Below are 15,314 nucleotides of genomic sequence, written 5' to 3' on the forward strand. Positions count from 1 at the left end.
ATCGACATGCAGCCGGTGTCGGAAGTGGTGAGTTAGCGGCCACAATCTAATGTGCCGTCAGCAGATCCACCCTGGTATTGGCGACGATCAGGCGGTCGGCCAGCAGTTGGGCGAGGTTGCGCATGATCCGTTCGCTGGCCCTCGGATGCTGGTTGCGGAAGCGCTCGAAATCCCGCAAGGCTATTTCATAGGCCGTGGCGGACAAGTCGGCCAGCACGTCGGCGGAGCGGTGGGTTTCCAGTAGCGCCATTTCGCCGAAGGCCATGCCCGCGGTCAGCGTCGCCAGCCTGATGCCGTCGGGCAGCGTGACGTGCACGGCGCCGCTGCGCAGAAAGAACAGCGACGCCGCTGGGTCACCCGAGGTGACGATCCTTTCGCCCGGCCGGTAGGTTCTGATAGAAGCGATCGAAGCCAGATCGGTCAGCTCCTCCGGCGTCAGGCCCGCCAGCAGCGCCTGCTCGGACAATTCGGTGATCTCGTGAAAGTCGATGGCGCCGCCGTAGCGATAGACCACCTGGTCCTCGGCCCATTCGATGGCGGCATCGAGCAGATAGAAGTCACGCACGTTTGAGAGTTCGCCGGTCCATTCGCCGATCATTTTCCAATCACCCGAATCCCGCTTGATGCCGGACAGGATCACCGTGACGCCGTGGACCGCCAGTTCGCGGAATTCCTCGGCCACCAGGCGGGCGCCGGCGCGCGTCATCGAGGTCACCCTGTGCAGGTCGAAGATGACGAATTGCGGACGGGGCTTTGCGGCGAGCTGACGCGACACGTAATCGACGTTGGAGAACGACAGCGTGCCCACCAGCTCGATGACGCGGACATCCCTGTGATGCGCGGCGAGGATATTGCGTTCAAGCGGGCGGCGGTCGCGCCGCGACGGATTCTTGCCGATGTCGTAGTCGGCGATGATGCTGGTGCGGGCGTCGTCGCTGCGGTTGAGCATATGCAGATCGTAATGCTGCGACAGCGCCTCGCACACCTTGATGCCGCGCACGCTGTTGCCGTGGCTGTCGAGTTTCGGCGAATAGCTGCCGAGCCCGAGGCGCGCGGGGAGGGCGGCCAGAATGCCGCCGCCGACGCCGCTCTTGGCGGGAATGCCGACGCGATAGATCCATTCGCCGGCGTAATCATACATGCCGGAGCTGGTCATCACCGACAGTGTCCGCGAAATCGCGTAGGGGGTCATGACCTGCTCGCCGGTGACGGGATTGACGCCGCGGTTGGCCAGCGTCGCGGCCATCACGGCGATATCGCGCGCGGTGACCAGCACGGCGCATTGCCGGAAATAGGTCTCGAGCACCGCGTCGACGTCCTGGTTGATGACGTGAGAGGTGCGCAGCAGGTAGGCAATGGCGCGGTTGCGGTCGCCGCTGACGCTTTCGGAGGCAAACACGGCCTCGTCAACGGCGAGGTCGCGCCCGGCGAACCGGCCGAGCGCCTGGCGGATATATTCGAAAGCGCCATCGCCCTTGGCCTCGCGGATCAGGCTTGAGCAGGTGATCGCGCCAGCGTTGACCATCGCGTTAAAGGGATGGTTGTCGGCGTTGAGCCGGATCGAATTGAAGGGATCGCCCGACGGTTCGACGCCAACGGCGCTCTCCACCCGCGCAGCGCCCAGCGTGTCCAGCGCCAGCGCGAACACGAAGGGTTTTGACATCGACTGGATGGTGAAGGGGACGCGGGTGTCGCCGGCCTCGTAGACGTGGCCGTCGAGGGTGGCGAGACTGATGCCGAAATGGGCAGGGTCGGCCTTGCCGAGTTCCGGGATGTAGTCGGCGACGGTGCCGCCGGTGTCCTGCGAAAAATCCGCGTGGCAGTGGTCGAGGAACCGCAGCAGCGGCGGTTTCGAGGAGGCCCAGGAAGAGGGCGCGGCAGGCGCGGCGGCGAAGGCTGGAGGCGGCTGTTTCATCGCCCCCAGTCTTGCCGTGCAATCAGCGAACGCGCAACGGGTGCGTCACAAGTGGCTGCCCGCGCATCAGCATCATCGCGACCGCGACGGTCGGGATCAGGATGGCCAGCCCCAGACTGGTAATCTGCCATTGCGAGAGCGGGTTGATGCCGCCGCCCGGTGTCGCCAGCACAAAGCCGCCGACCACGAGCAAGACCCGCAGCGGCCATTCCATCATCCCGGTACGGCGGAGGTCGCCGACAAAGGCCTGATAGCCCTGGATGCCACCGCAGATGAACAGGGTGCCGACCGCGGCGAGCGCCATCAGGCCGAGGCCTTCCAAATAGGGGCTGGCACCCTGCAGCACCAGCGCGGGATTGAGCACGAAGAAGAACGGGATGAAATAGATGATGCTGCCGACCCACATCGATTCCCAGCCCGTTCGCATCGCCGGCGAGCCGGCTATGCCGGCGGCGGCGAATGAGGCGATGGCGACAGGTGGCGTGATCGACGACAGCATTCCCCAGTAGAAGATGAACATGTGCACGGCCATCTTGTTGAGGCCGAGCTTTTCCAGCGCCGGCGCCACCAGGATGGCGAGGAAGATGTAGCAGGCGGTCGTCGTCAGCCCGAGACCGAGGATGAGACTGGTGAACGCGCACATCACGAGCAGCAGGAAGGCGTTGTCGCCGGCGATCCGCAACAGATCGTTGGCGAGGCTGGAGACCACACCGGTCATCGAGAATGCGCCGATCAGGAGGCCGCAGCCGGCGAGAATGCCGACCAGCTCCACGAAAGTGCGGCCGTTGACCTCCAGGAACTTGTTGATGGTCGAGAACGTCCAGCGGGTTTCCCTGGAAAACAGCTGGTTCAGCACCAGCAGCAGCGCCGTGGCGAAGAACGGCGCGTGGCTCTCCCGCTTGAAATACAGCAGCATGACGACGAGGAGGGCAATGACGAAGATGTAGTACCAGCCGTCCTTGATCGTATCCATTACCCTGGGCAATTCGGAGCGCGGAATGCCCTCGAGGCCGTGCCGGGCGGCGTAGGAGTCCACCTGCATGAACAGGCCGATATAGAACAGCGCCGCGGGAATGATCGCGGCCAGCGCGACTTCGGCGTAGCTGACATTGAGGAACTGGGCGATCACGAAGGCTGTCGCGCCCATCACCGGCGGCGCCAGCACGGCGCCGGTCGACGCGCAGGCCTCGATCGCGGCGGCATAGGAAGCGCGGAAGCCGCTCTTCTTCATGACCGGAATCGTCATGGTTCCGGCGGTCAGCACGTTGGAAATGATCGAGCCGGACATCATGCCGAGCAGGCCGCTGGCGAAGATGCAGACCTTGGCAGCGCCGCCGCGGAACGTGCCGCACATCGCGAACGAAAGATTGATGAAGAACTTGCCGGCGCCGGTCATCATCAGCGCGGTGCCGAACACCAGAAAGCCGATCACGGTGTCGGCGAAGGCCTGGATCGGAATGCCGAGCAGGCTCTCGCCGGACAGCACGTGATACGACGTCGCCTGCTCAAGGGTCGACTGGGTACCACGGAATGGACCAAGCCATTTTTCATCGGCAAACAGCGGATAAACAGTGAAGGGAAGCACGCTGAGCAGCAGGCTCCAGCCGCCGGTGCGGCGCAGCGCCTCCATCAGCACGAACCACATCATAAGGCCCGCAACGATCACAGGCGTCGGCGCGCCGCCGAATTCCCAGCCGGCCTCGGCGGCCTTGCGCACGCTGTTCATCAGGACGATGGCGGCGCCGAAGGTCAGGACGAACAGCAGGATGTCGTACCACGGGACGCGATCGAGCGGCGCGCGTTCCGTACCCGGAAAGATCAGGAAGGTGAACGGCAGCATCAGCGCGATCAGCAGATAGAAATATTCGGTGTTGAGCTGGGTGTAGCCGATGAAGAACCGCAGCGAGAATTGCTGGTTGATGCACAGCAGAATCGTCGCGGCGGTGGCGACGATCAGCGCCCAGCGCCAGCCGCCCCGTAGGGTTCGCGCCCGGGAGACTTCGGCCTCCTGCAAATTGGCGAGGCTGCCATGGGGATCGGCGAACTCGATCCGTTTCGCCGCAGGTCCTTCGGAAGCGGCGGAGCTTGAGGCAGACATGCGTTATCCCGTCAAATGAGCCGGCGCGTTGTCGCGCCGGCGTTGAAGCAAAGCAAAAAAAAGCAAAGCGAGGCGCGTCGAGGTTAGTCCTCGAACCCGTTTGGCATGCTGGCCTTTTGCAGCGCCGCAGCGCGTGCTTTCATCCAAGCCGCGAGGAATTCCTTGTCGTCGGAAGGCGGGCTGGCCTTGCCGAAATCGGCCCACGCCGCCGCCAGAACCGCTTGCCGCTTGAACAGCGCGTTGTTGTGCGCTTCCTGGTCGTCGCTCCACTGGCCGGCTTCCTTGAGCGCCTTCACCGCGCCGGGATGAACCGGTATCACCCATTTTTTCGTCTGTTTGTCGGCGGCAAGCCCGCTCGCACCGGCGGCGGCATCCTTGTAGATGTCGTAGCCCGTGATCATGGCCTTGGTGACAGCATAGACCGCGTCGGGGGCTTGCGTTCCGTACACCACGAAGATCGGATACGGATAGGTTCCCATTTCGATCGGCTTGTCCTTGGCGATGCCGGCGCCGCAGCTCGCCATGTGGCGGAAGAAGAACGATCCTACCTTCTGCACCCGTTCCCATCCGGCTTTGTCGCTATGGGGCAGCGGCGGCCAGACCAAGCCGCGCGGCGAGGTTTCGGCTTCCTTGGCGGGGCCGGTGATCGTGGTGGCGAAGGCGGCGTCGACGTCGTTGTTGAGCAGGCCCTTCCACATCGCGCCGTAGCTCGAGAACTCGACTGACTTGATGTCGCTCTGCTTGAGGCCGCCGAAGGCCAGGATCGCCAGCGAGTTCTGGTTCAAGGCCGGCGAGCCGACGACGAAGCCGACGCGCTTGCCCTTGAGGTCCTTGACTTCCTTGACGCCGGTGTCCTTCGCAACGCCGAGCGAAGCGCCGTTGCAGTCGACCGTGGACAGCACCAGTTGCAAGGCCTGCGGTCCCCATTCCTTGGCGCCGAACTCGAACACGCCTTCCTGCGCGAAATAACTTCCGGATCCCATCGCCGACGCCGCCGCCCGGCCGGCGCGCAGCGGAGAGAGCCGCGCCACGTCGTTGCCCGCGGGCAGCACCCGCAGATCGGTGCCGTATTTGTCCTTCATCATCTTGCCGACGGCGACCGCGATGTTGAAACCGGCGGTGCCGGTGTCATAGGCCGTGAACGTCATGGTCGGCGGCAGCTTGACGTCCTGGGCGTGAGCGGCAGGCAAAGTCAGCAGCGAAATGCTTGTGGCGACGACAGGCGCGAGCGCCATCAGACGGTGGATCATGTTCCCTCCAGTAGTTTCGCTATGCGAAATTGTTTTTCGTTGTCCGGATCATGTCATCGCCCGATGGTGATGGCAACGTCCAGCGAATTTTTGGCGACCGCTGTCAGGTTTTCCCGCAGCTTCATGCCCGCGCCGATGCGGGTTGCCGACTTGAATCACGTTTCGATGACGGCGAGCACCTGGCCTTCGGCGACAACGTCATCAATGTTGACGAGTATCAATTTGAGTTTGCCCGCTGCGGGTGAGGCGACGGGGATTTCCATCTTCATGGCTTCGACGAATGCGACGTCGTCGCCGTCGCCGACGCTGCCGCCGATTTCGACGGGAAGCGCGCACACGCGTCCGGCCACTTCGGTCACAATCTTGATTTCTGGCATTCCAATTCTCCCCGGCACCGTCTGACGGACAAATGCCCTCGCCAACGGCTTCCTGTTGTGGACGCAGATTGCCTAGGGTAGCTTGATCTGCAAGTGGAATTTTATTCCGCCAGACGGAATGGAAAAAAACACATGGGAAGACGCTCGGAACGGCTCAGTAAGCAGGGAATGCTCGCCAGCGATCTCGCGGGCGAGGGCGACGTCATCCAGGTGGTGTCGCGCGCGTTCGACGTGTTGCGCTGCTTCGAGGGGCACGAGGCGCGACTCGGCAATCTCGAAATATCCAACCGCTGCGGGCTGCCGCGATCGACGGTATCGCGTCTGACCCACACGCTGACCCGGATGGGCCAGCTGGTCTATCTGCCGCGCGACCAGAAGTACCGCATCGGCCCAAGTGCCGTGGCGATGAGCACGTCGATGATGCGGGGCTTGCAGTTGCGCAACCTGATCCGGCAGCGGCTGCAGGATGTCGCCGAACAATTGCCGGGCACCGTCGGCTTCGTCATTCCCGACCGCTTCCACCTCGTCTATCTCGAATTTGCGCGAGCGGCCAATGCGCTCGGCCTGCATGAAAGCACCGGCAGCCGTATCGCGATGGCGAGCACTGCAGCGGGGCACGCCTATACGGCGGCGCTCGATGCCGATGTCGGTGACGCGCTGCTCGCCGAAATGGAGCGCGAGATTCCGGCAGGCGCCAAGGTGTTGCGCCCGCGTCTCGAAGCCAACCGGCGGTTTTTGCAGGAGCACGGCTACGTGGTCGCCTGCGGCCTGTGGAGCCCGCATATCAATGGTCTCGCGGTGCCGATCTGGTCGCCGCAGTATCAAACCTTCGTCGTGGTGACGATCGGCCTGTTGTCGGCGATGTATGACGAAAAGCGGCTGCACAAGGAAGTTGCGCCGCGAATGCTGGATCTGGGCTTTGCGGTCGGCAGCATGCTCGAGGGCGCCGACGGCGATGTCTTCAGCAATCGGCTGGACCGAAAACCGCTTCCGGTGACTACCCAAAACAACAAAATCATAAAGGCGGAGGATACCCATGACCTGGAAGCCGGAACTCGACGACCTCGCCCGGCGCGAAGCGTTCGCGCGCGAGATGGGAGGCGTTGACAAGGTCAAGCGCCAGCGCGACCAGGGCCGGCTCACCGTCCGCGAACGCATCGACGGACTGGTCGACCAGAACAGCTTCCACGAGATCGGCGCGATTTCCGGGGTAGCCGAATACAGCGAGAGCGGCGAACTCACCAATTTGACGCCGGCGAACTGCGTGTTCGGCCGCGGCAAGGTCGACGGCCGTCCGGTGGTCGTGGTCGGCGACGATTTTACGGTGCGCGGCGGTTCCGCCGATGCGTCGATCTCTGCGAAGCCGCTGATGGCCGAGGAGATGGCGCACGACTTCCGGCTGCCGATCATCCGCGTGATCGAGGGTTCCGGCGGCGGCGGCTCGGTCAAGACCATCGAGACCAAGGGTGCGGCCAATCTGCCTGGCGGCGTCGGCGGCACCCGCTGGTACTGGTATACGCTTGCGAACATGGCGCGCGTGCCGGTGGTCGGCCTCGGGCTAGGTTCGGTCGCCGGCCTCGGCGCCGCGCGGCTCGCCGCCAGCCATTATTCCGTGATGACGAAGACCTCGGCGATGTTCGTCGCGGGCCCGCCAGTGGTAAAGCGGCTGGGCCAGGACCTGACAAAGTGGGAACTCGGCGGCGCCGATATCCAGACCCGCGCCGGCGGCGTCGACCATGCCGTCGACACCGAGGAAGAAGCCTTCGCCTGTGCCAGGCGCTTTCTCTCCTATCTGCCGTCCTCGGTGTTCGATCTGCCGCCGACAACGGCTTGCGACGACGATCCGGAGCGCGTGGAGGAATCGCTGATGAAGGCGGTGCCGCGCAACCGCCGTCAGGTCTACAAGATGCGTCCCATCATCAACGCGGTGGTCGACAAGGGGTCGTTCTTCGAGATGGGCGCCAATTTAGGCCGCTCCGTCATCGCCGGCTTCGCCCGGCTCGACGGCCGCGCCGTCATGCTGCTGGCCAGCGATCCCTTTCACTACGGCGGCTCGTGGACGGCGGAGGCGTGCCAGAAAGTGGTACGCTTCGTCGATCTCGCCGAGACCTTCCACCTGCCGGTGGTCTATCTGATGGATTGCCCGGGCTTCATGATCGGACTCGACGCCGAGAAGGCGGCGACCATCCGGCACGGCGTGCGTGCCATGGCCGCGGTCAACCAGACCACGGTGCCCTGGTGCACCATCATCGTGCGCAACGCCTTCGGCGTTGCCGGTGTCGTGCATCAGCCGGCCAACCGCTACTCGATGCGTTACGCGTGGCCGTCGGCCTATTGGGGCTCGCTGCCGCTGGAAGGCGGCATCGAGGCAGCGTATCGCGCCGACATCGACGCCGCTGATGATCCGAAAGCAAAACTGCAGGAGATCGAGGACCGCCTCAACAAGCTGCGCTCGCCGTTCCGCTCGGCCGAGCGGTTCTGGGTTGAGGAAGTGATCGATCCGCGCAAGACCCGTTCGCTGCTGTGCGAATTCGCCCGGCTCGCCGAGCCGCTGCGAACGCCGGGCCCGCCGAAGAATTTCTCCATCAGGCCGTAGCCGCCCGGCGAGGAAATCGTAGGGTGGGCAAAGCGAAGCTTGCCCACCATTCAGGATAACGGTTTGTCGACGTTGGTGGGCACGGCGCGAGGGCGCCTTTGCCCACCCTACGCGAACCGATTACACCGCCGCCGCCACCTTCACAGGCCGCGCGATTGCCAGAATGATAAGCGCTGCGAAGACGCACAGCGCGCCGGCGACGAAGAACGCCGGCAGATAGCTCTCCAGCACGGTGCGGGACAGGCCCGCGCCGAACGCGGCGACGCCGGCGCCGAGTTGATGGCCGGCAAAAATCCAGCCGAACACCAGATTGGCGCGCTCCGGCCCGAATTTTTGCGCGGCCAGGCGCACGGTCGGCGGCACTGTGGCGATCCAGTCGAGACCGTAGAACATTGCAAACAGCGACAAGGCGTAGAACGAGAAGTCGGTGAACGGCAGGAACAGCAGCGACAGCCCGCGCAGGCCGTAATACCAGAACAGCAGCCAGCGATTGTCGTACCGATCGGACAGCCAGCCCGAGGCGATGGTGCCGACGAAATCGAAGATCCCCATGGCGGCCAGCAGGCCCGCGGCCTGAACCTGCGGAATACCGAAATCGAGGCACATCGGGATCAGGTGAACCTGCACCAGGCCGTTGGTGCTGGCGCCGCAGATGAAGAAGGTGGCGAACAGGATCCAGAACACTTTTGTCTTCGCGGCATCGCGCAGCGCGCCGAACGCGGCGGCGGCGATCGGTGCGGTATTCGGCGGCGGCGCCGGCAGAGGCTCGGTTCCTTCATCGCCGAACGGCCGCAGGCCGAGATCACCAGGACGATCGCGCATCACCAGCAGCACCGCTGACGCTGCGACGCCGAGCATCACGCAGATCAGCACCAGCGCGGTCCGCCAGCCCAGGCTTTCGGTCAGGCTCGCCAGCAGCGGCAGGAACACCAGCTGCCCGGTCGCCACGCTGGCGGTGAGAATGCCGACCACCAGACCGCGGCGCGCGGAAAACCAGCGCGCGGCAATGGTGGCGCCGAGCACCAGCGCGGTCATGCCGGTGCCGAGGCCGATCACCACGCCCCACAGCAGCACCAGCTGCCAGATTTGCGTCATGAACAGCGACGCCACGAGACCGGAGGCCACCACCAGCAACGACGTCAGCGTGACATTGCGCAGGCCGTAGCGGTTCAACAGCGCGGCGGCGAACGGCGCCATCAATCCGAACAGGATGAGGCGGATCGACAGCGCCGAGGAGATCTCCGCGGTGCTCCAGCCGAATTCCTTTTGCAGCGGCACGATGAAGACGCCGGGCGCGCCGACCGTGCCGGCGCTGATCAGCGCGGTGAGAAAGGTCACGCCGACCATCGCCCAGCCGTAATGGATGTTGCGGCGGGCGAGGGCGGCGGACAGCCAGCGGGAGATCATGGAATTAAAACTTCCCTAAGTTGTAAACATAATATCAGTGTTGGCTTACCTCACCCCGCTTGCGGGGAGAGGGAGAAGTGATCCGGCCGAGCGTCAGTGGACGATGCGCTCCACGGCAATGGCGGTGGCTTCACCGCCGCCGATGCAGAGCGCCGCAACGCCGCGCGTCAGGCCTCTAGCTTCCAGCGCGTGCAGCAGCGTGACGATCAGCCGGGCGCCGGTGGCGCCGATGGGATGGCCGAGCGCGCAGGCGCCGCCATTGACGTTCAGCTTCTCCCTGGGAATGCCGAGATCGCGCTGCGCCGCCATCGCCACCACGGCAAAAGCCTCGTTGATCTCGAACAGGTCGACGTCATCCGCACTCCAGCCGACCTTGTCGAGCAATTTTCGAATCGCCGGGATCGGCGCGGTGGTGAACCATTGCGGTTCCTGGCTGTGGGTGGCGTGGCCCCTGATAACGGCGAGGCTCGGCAATCCATCGCGATCGGCCAGTGAGCGTTTTGCCAGGATCAGCGCCGCGGCGCCGTCAGCATTGGCGGAGGAAGCCGCCGGCGTAATGGTGCCGCCGGCGCGGAACGCCGGCTTCAGCGAGGGTATCTTGGCGGGATCGACCTTGAGGGGATGCTCGTCATTGGCGATTGTACGCGGGCCGGTCTTTTCGGTGATGGCGATCGGCGCGATTTCGGCCTTGAACGCGCCGCCTTCGACCGCCTTGCGGGCGCGGGTCAGCGTTTCCATCGCGTAGGCGTCCTGATCGGCGCGGGTGAACTGATAGGCTTCCGCGGTGGCTTCGCCGAAATCGCCCATCGAGCGGCCGGTCTCATAGGCGTCTTCGAGCCCGTCCATCATCATGTGATCGATGATCCGGTCGTGGCCGGCGCGGTAACCGCCGCGCGCCTTTGCCAATAGGTACGGTGCATTGCTCATGCTCTCCATGCCGCCTGACAAAACGATCGCGGCGGAGCCGGCGTTGATGATGTCATGCGCCAGCATCGTGGCTTTCATGCCGGAGCCGCAGACCTTGTTGATGGTGGTCGCCCCCGTCGCATCCGGCAATCCGGCGCCACGCGCGGCCTGCCGTGCCGGCGCCTGGCCCTGGCCGGCCGGCAGCACGCAGCCCATCAGGACTTCGTCGATCCGCTCCGGCGACAATGTGGCCCGCTCCAGGGCTGCACCGATCACGTGAGAACCAAGCTTGTGGGCACTGAACGGCGACAACTCGCCCATGAAGCGGCCCAGCGGGGTGCGGGCGGCGGAAACGATGACGACGGGATCGGACGCTGCGGCCATGGCGGGATTCCTCAAATGCTTCGAAGGAGGCGATGGTGAAATTACGATCATCATATGATGCGTTGCGGGAATTGCAACGGCGCCGCGGAATAATTTGTCGTGGGGAGGGAGGCTGCCTTGTCGTTTTCGGGAGAAAGCCGTTACTCCGCGCCGCCTTCCAGCGCAGTCCGGATTGCGTTCCGGAAGACGGCGATGTCGCCGAGTTGATGGCCGAGCACCAGCGCGAGCTTGGTCAGGAACAGCGTTTCGCGCTCGGGGCCGGCCGAATCGATCGCCATCGCCAGCGACTCGTAGGCGGCTTCGAAATCTTCTGACGGCATTGTGCTCATGGCATCGCTCTCCCCAGGCAAAGGCGGGCGGTTTCGAGAGTTTCGTTGGCAACGAGCGCCTTCCAGCGTCCGGCGATGTGCAGGTCGGGACGCAGCAGATAGAATGTGCCCGGCTGCGCGCCGAACAGGCCGGCGATTTCGCCGTCGGTGTCGACTATCGCACTTGCCGTGGAGCCGGCCGGCTGGACCAGGAGAGCGACAAAGCGCCGGTCGAGATTGTTTAGCTGAGCAAGGAGGGCGGCCTGGTCGGCGTCGGGCGAACCGTCGCAAAACAGGATCGCCGTCATGCCGTCGCCGGCGCGGTCCAGCAGAAAACCGCCGTCGGCCAGCCTGGCGTTCGGCGGAAAGCTGCCGCTGGCCGGTCCGCCGGCAAACTCCGCGTCGCGCTCCGGATAAGGCGTCAGCGGACTTTCCGAATAGGTGTAGGGCTGCATCTGCCGGGGATTGGCGAGGCCGCGCGGAAATTCGTGTTTCAGGCTGAGCGAGAGTGCCGCTTCGCGGGCCAGCCGCCAGCCCCGCGTCGGCGGGGTCATGAAGCGGGTGCTCTTGGTGGCATTGGCGAACACGTCCAGCGTGGCGCCGCGCCGCTCCGGCGAATAGCTGTCGAGCAGGCTTTCGTCCGCTTCGCCGTTGAGCACCGCCGCGAGCTTCCAGCCGAGATTGTCGGCATCGGCCAGGCCATTGTTGAGACCGCGCACGCCAAAAATCGGCACGATATGGGCGGCATCGCCGATGAAGAACACCCGGCCATGCCGGTAGTCGTCGAGGCACAACGTGTTGGCGGAATAGATGCTCCACCATTCCAGCTCCCACGGTTTGGTGTGGCCGATATCCCCGAGGATGGCGCCGACGCGGGCGCGGATGTTTTCCTCGAGCAAGGCCGCTTCCTCGCTCTCGCTCTCGCGGAGCTGATAGTCCACCCGCCAGATATTTTCGGGCTGCTTGTGGATCAGCACGGTGCCGCCGGGGTTGCCGCTGGGCTCGAAGAAGGCGCGGCGCTCGGTCGGAAAGTCGTGGTCCATCCGGATATCGGCGATGACGTATTTGCCTTCGTAATTCTCGCCTTTCATGCGCAGGCCGAGCTGGGTGCGAACCGGCGAGCGCGCCCCGTCGGCGGCGAGCACATAATCGGCATCGAGGCGATAGTCGCCGGCCGGCGAGACGATATTGAGCGACACGCCGTCATTGCCGCACTCGATGCCGGTGAGTTCGCTCTGCCAGCGCATGTCGACGAGGCCGCAGGCCGCGACCGCGTCGTGCAGATACTGCTCGATATACTGTTGCTGCAGATTGTACATCGGCAGATACTTCTCGCCCGGGGGGTGCGGCATCTCGAGCCGGAAAATCTGTTCGCCGCGGTAATAGCTGCGGCCAAACCGCCAGCCCAGCGCCTTGTCGAGGAAGGGTGCGACCGCCCCGATCCGCTCCAGGATATGCATGCTCGGCCGCGCGATGCACAGCGCCCGGCTGCCGTCGTTAAAAGTGTCCTTGCGGTCGAGCAGTACGCTGCGGATGCCGTAGCGCGCCAGCACCAATGCCGCGGTCATGCCGATCGGGCCGGCGCCGACGATCACGACGGGGTACCGCGCCGCGCTGCCGTCCAGCTCGGGGACATGCCGCGCCGGGAAGTGCGGATAATGAAAATAGAGCGAATCGAGCGGACCTTTGCCGGCAGGTCTCATGGCTTTTCCGTTTTATGTTGGCGGCATCCGATCGCAGCAGACGCTTCCAGCCCTGGCAGGACTACAGCTTGAAAGAAGCCCGATAGCAAGGCAGCATGCGCGTGAGACCAAAGCAGTGAACAACGCCGAGATCGACTGAAAGAGACGCCCTTCCGATGAACATGACCGCACGCGCCGAGCAGACCGAATCCAACGAAGTCCTGTACGAGCTCGATGAGGGCATCGCGGTCATCACACTCAACGCCCCGGAGCGCATGAACACGATCTCCGGGCCGATGCTGAACGATCTGACACGTCTTTTGATCAGGGCCAACGAGGATCCGGCGGTGCGTTGCGTCATCCTCACCGGCAACGGACGCGCTTTCTGCGCCGGTCTCGATCTGCGCAAGGAGCGGAGCGGGGATGGGCTCAGCGCGGCGTCGTCGAAGACGACGCTGGACCTGCGCAATACCCCGCCCACCGTGATGCACGCGATGGACAAGCCGACGATCTGCGCCGTCAATGGCGGGGCGGCCGGCTACGGCATGGATACCGCGCTCGGCTGCGACATCCGCATCATGGGGGAGTCGGCGAAACTGGCGGCGGCCTTCGTCAAGCGCGGCGTGGTACCGGAGTCCGGCGGCACCTGGTTGCTGCCGCGGATGATCGGCTGGGCCAGGGCCTCGGAATTGATCTTCACCGGGCGGACGCTCTCGGCGCGCGAATGTCTGGACTGGAGCCTCGCCAACGAGGTGGTGCCGGATGCCGAGTTGATGGGCCGGGCGCGCGCGGTGGCGCGGGAGATCGCGGCCAATGCGCCGCTGGCGGTGCAGGCCGCCAAGCGGATGATGCGGATGGGACTCAACGAGACCTTTCCCGACCACGTCCATCACGTCTATCTGCAACTCCTGCCGCTGTTCAAGACGCAGGACATGCAGGAAGGCATCAAGGCCTTCATGGAGAAGCGCGAGCCGAAATTCGAGGGCCGCTGAGCTCCCATTCCATCGTTTAACGCCCGATAAACGCTGTTTTCCGGAAGGCCAGCCCCCGGAATTCGTCGTTAAGTACAATTGATACAAATTGTCCGAAGGTAACCGCCGAGAATTTCCGGTCGATTTTTGCTTTGCTGGTCCACGAAAGCAAAAAAGGTTTTGAACGCGATGCCATCGACATCCCTGAGTTGGGACAATCTCCTTACGGCGCGGCTCCATTCGCCCGAGATATCCCATGAACGCTACGGCCTGATCTTGTCGCGTGTTCGATTCGTTTCACGGTTTTTCAGCGTCCTCTCCCTGCTGTGGATCGCCGTGGATTTTGCCTGCTGGCCCTGGCCCGTTAACGTTGCGTTGGGGCTCGAGCGGGTGTTCATCGCGGGCGCCTTCTGGATTCTCGGAAGTTACCGGTTCGAGTCTCGGTCGCTCGGCGCCTGTGGCGCTGTCCTGGCCTTGCTGATGATTCCGTCGGGATTGGTCCTCGGTGCCCAGTTCGTCCTGTCCCATACCGGGGCGCACGCCTATCAGTTGTTCGGAACCCAAGGCTATCTGCTCTCACCAATCGCCCTGGCGGCGATCCTGGCAATCTTTCCCCTGACGGCACGCGAGAGCGCGCTGCTGGCTGCCTCGCTGGTCCCTGTAACGGCATTTCCCATCATCATGTGGTCAGAGCTGTTCTCAACGACTTCGCCAATGGCGGTCGTGCTGCTGCTGTTACTGGTTGCCGGAATTTCCACCATCGCAAGTCTCAGCCAGCTCAACTTTCTCGTCAGTCTGGTGGAAAAGTCGGCAACCGACGGATTGACCGGAGCCGCGACGCGAAAGTTCGGCGAGCGGATGCTCGAAGCCATGTTCGCCATCTCGCGGCGCAAGAACACTGCGCTCAGCGTCCTGTTCATCGATCTCGACCGGTTCAAATCATTGAACGACCGATTTGGGCATAGCTGCGGCGACGACGTCCTGCGCTGCGCGGTCGCCTCGATACGTGCCGTGGCGCGCCGTCAGGATGTGCTGGTGCGCTGGGGCGGCGAGGAGTTCGTGCTGATCATGCCGGAGACGAACGGGGAGCAGGTCGAGAGATTCGTCAGTCGTTTGGCCGAAGCCGGCATCGGCCTCGCGCCCGATTCCATCCCGGTCACCGCTAGCATGGGCGCCTCGGAACGCATGAGCGACAAGGCGGACGGATGGGCCATGCTGGTCGAGGCGGCGGACCGCCGGATGTATTCGGCCAAGGCGGCGGGGCGGAATAGCTATGCCGGCCCGAACGGCGCTACGTTAAGCGGTTTGATTGGATCGCCGCAGCCGGCTGTCGACAATACGAAAAGAAAGGCTCGCAACCGCGTCAATGGCGATGCGGCGTCGCCTGGTGACGCCAGCTCGCGAGAAATCGCCGCATAAA

The 15,314-nt window shown here is 64.2% G+C and carries 12 protein-coding genes; 4 read left to right on the plus strand and 8 right to left on the minus strand.

All coding sequences use genetic code 11. The features are described 5' to 3' along the window. Window positions 1–46: 46 nt before the first annotated feature. The 4 genes from glsA to Q7T45_RS02625 all read right to left on the minus strand — a co-directional run bounded on the left by glsA (window position 47) and on the right by Q7T45_RS02625 (window position 5,640). Window positions 47–1,915, minus strand: a complete 1,869-nt coding sequence (glsA, locus tag Q7T45_RS02610) for a glutaminase A (RefSeq protein WP_304867222.1) — start codon at window positions 1,913–1,915, stop codon at window positions 47–49. A gap of 22 nt (window positions 1,916–1,937) precedes the next feature. Continuing rightward, window positions 1,938–4,013, minus strand: a complete 2,076-nt coding sequence (locus Q7T45_RS02615; protein WP_304867225.1) for a TRAP transporter permease — start codon at window positions 4,011–4,013, stop codon at window positions 1,938–1,940. 83 nt (window positions 4,014–4,096) lie between these two features. Further along, on the minus strand, window positions 4,097–5,263 hold the full coding sequence (locus tag Q7T45_RS02620) for a TAXI family TRAP transporter solute-binding subunit (protein WP_304867228.1): 1,167 nt from the start codon (window positions 5,261–5,263) through the stop codon (window positions 4,097–4,099). Between the two features lie 155 nt (window positions 5,264–5,418). Then, on the minus strand, window positions 5,419–5,640 hold the full coding sequence (locus tag Q7T45_RS02625; protein ID WP_304867230.1) for an acetyl-CoA carboxylase biotin carboxyl carrier protein subunit: 222 nt from the start codon (window positions 5,638–5,640) through the stop codon (window positions 5,419–5,421). Window positions 5,641–5,772: 132 nt separating this feature from the next. Between Q7T45_RS02625 and Q7T45_RS02630 the strand changes: the two genes are divergently transcribed. Next, a complete protein-coding gene (locus tag Q7T45_RS02630; protein ID WP_304867233.1) occupies window positions 5,773–6,747 on the plus strand; it encodes an IclR family transcriptional regulator in 975 nt (324 codons plus the stop codon). After that, window positions 6,677–8,236, plus strand: coding sequence for an acyl-CoA carboxylase subunit beta (locus Q7T45_RS02635; protein ID WP_304867236.1), 1,560 nt, complete (start codon window positions 6,677–6,679; stop codon window positions 8,234–8,236). The genes Q7T45_RS02630 and Q7T45_RS02635 overlap by 71 nt, the downstream gene beginning before the upstream one ends. 120 nt (window positions 8,237–8,356) lie before the next feature. Here Q7T45_RS02635 and Q7T45_RS02640 read toward each other — a convergent pair whose 3' ends face one another. The 4 genes from Q7T45_RS02640 to Q7T45_RS02655 all read right to left on the minus strand — a co-directional run bounded on the left by Q7T45_RS02640 (window position 8,357) and on the right by Q7T45_RS02655 (window position 12,944). Further along, window positions 8,357–9,643, minus strand: a complete 1,287-nt coding sequence (locus Q7T45_RS02640; protein ID WP_304867239.1) for an MFS transporter — start codon at window positions 9,641–9,643, stop codon at window positions 8,357–8,359. Window positions 9,644–9,736: 93 nt separating this feature from the next. Then, window positions 9,737–10,933: an acetyl-CoA C-acyltransferase gene (locus Q7T45_RS02645; protein ID WP_304867242.1), complete on the minus strand. Its 1,197-nt coding sequence runs from the start codon at window positions 10,931–10,933 to the stop codon at window positions 9,737–9,739. A gap of 140 nt (window positions 10,934–11,073) precedes the next feature. Beyond that, window positions 11,074–11,262 (minus strand): hypothetical protein, encoded by a 189-nt coding sequence (locus Q7T45_RS02650; protein ID WP_304867245.1) that lies wholly within the window; start codon window positions 11,260–11,262, stop codon window positions 11,074–11,076. Continuing rightward, complete coding sequence (locus Q7T45_RS02655) at window positions 11,259–12,944, minus strand: FAD-dependent monooxygenase (protein ID WP_304867248.1); 1,686 nt, start codon at window positions 12,942–12,944, stop codon at window positions 11,259–11,261. Before Q7T45_RS02655 ends, Q7T45_RS02650 begins: the two co-directional genes overlap by 4 nt. A 155-nt stretch (window positions 12,945–13,099) precedes the next feature. On the opposite strand from Q7T45_RS02655, the gene Q7T45_RS02660 reads away from it, so the two are divergent. Both Q7T45_RS02660 and Q7T45_RS02665 read left to right on the plus strand, forming a co-directional pair. Continuing rightward, complete coding sequence (locus Q7T45_RS02660; protein ID WP_304867251.1) at window positions 13,100–13,915, plus strand: enoyl-CoA hydratase/isomerase family protein; 816 nt, start codon at window positions 13,100–13,102, stop codon at window positions 13,913–13,915. A gap of 168 nt (window positions 13,916–14,083) precedes the next feature. After that, window positions 14,084–15,313, plus strand: a complete 1,230-nt coding sequence (locus tag Q7T45_RS02665) for a GGDEF domain-containing protein (RefSeq protein ID WP_304867253.1) — start codon at window positions 14,084–14,086, stop codon at window positions 15,311–15,313. The last annotated feature ends 1 nt before the right edge of the window (window position 15,314 follow it).

It is taken from the genome of Bradyrhizobium sp. (assembly GCF_030646015.1).
Lineage (GTDB): Bacteria > Pseudomonadota > Alphaproteobacteria > Rhizobiales > Xanthobacteraceae > Bradyrhizobium.

Excerpts from the sequence above, each read along its gene's own strand:
- glsA (WP_304867222.1), bottom strand. The coding sequence starts at position 1,915 with ATGAAACAGCCGCCTCCAGCCTTCGCCGCCGCGCCTGCCGCGCCCTCT.
- Q7T45_RS02615 (WP_304867225.1), bottom strand. The coding sequence starts at position 4,013 with ATGTCTGCCTCAAGCTCCGCCGCTTCCGAAGGACCTGCGGCGAAACGG.
- Q7T45_RS02620 (WP_304867228.1), bottom strand. The coding sequence starts at position 5,263 with ATGATCCACCGTCTGATGGCGCTCGCGCCTGTCGTCGCCACAAGCATT.
- Q7T45_RS02625 (WP_304867230.1), bottom strand. The coding sequence starts at position 5,640 with ATGCCAGAAATCAAGATTGTGACCGAAGTGGCCGGACGCGTGTGCGCG.
- Q7T45_RS02630 (WP_304867233.1), top strand. The coding sequence starts at position 5,773 with ATGGGAAGACGCTCGGAACGGCTCAGTAAGCAGGGAATGCTCGCCAGC.
- Q7T45_RS02635 (WP_304867236.1), top strand. The coding sequence starts at position 6,677 with ATGACCTGGAAGCCGGAACTCGACGACCTCGCCCGGCGCGAAGCGTTC.
- Q7T45_RS02640 (WP_304867239.1), bottom strand. The coding sequence starts at position 9,643 with ATGATCTCCCGCTGGCTGTCCGCCGCCCTCGCCCGCCGCAACATCCAT.
- Q7T45_RS02645 (WP_304867242.1), bottom strand. The coding sequence starts at position 10,933 with ATGGCCGCAGCGTCCGATCCCGTCGTCATCGTTTCCGCCGCCCGCACC.
- Q7T45_RS02650 (WP_304867245.1), bottom strand. The coding sequence starts at position 11,262 with ATGAGCACAATGCCGTCAGAAGATTTCGAAGCCGCCTACGAGTCGCTG.
- Q7T45_RS02655 (WP_304867248.1), bottom strand. The coding sequence starts at position 12,944 with ATGAGACCTGCCGGCAAAGGTCCGCTCGATTCGCTCTATTTTCATTAT.
- Q7T45_RS02660 (WP_304867251.1), top strand. The coding sequence starts at position 13,100 with ATGAACATGACCGCACGCGCCGAGCAGACCGAATCCAACGAAGTCCTG.
- Q7T45_RS02665 (WP_304867253.1), top strand. The coding sequence starts at position 14,084 with ATGCCATCGACATCCCTGAGTTGGGACAATCTCCTTACGGCGCGGCTC.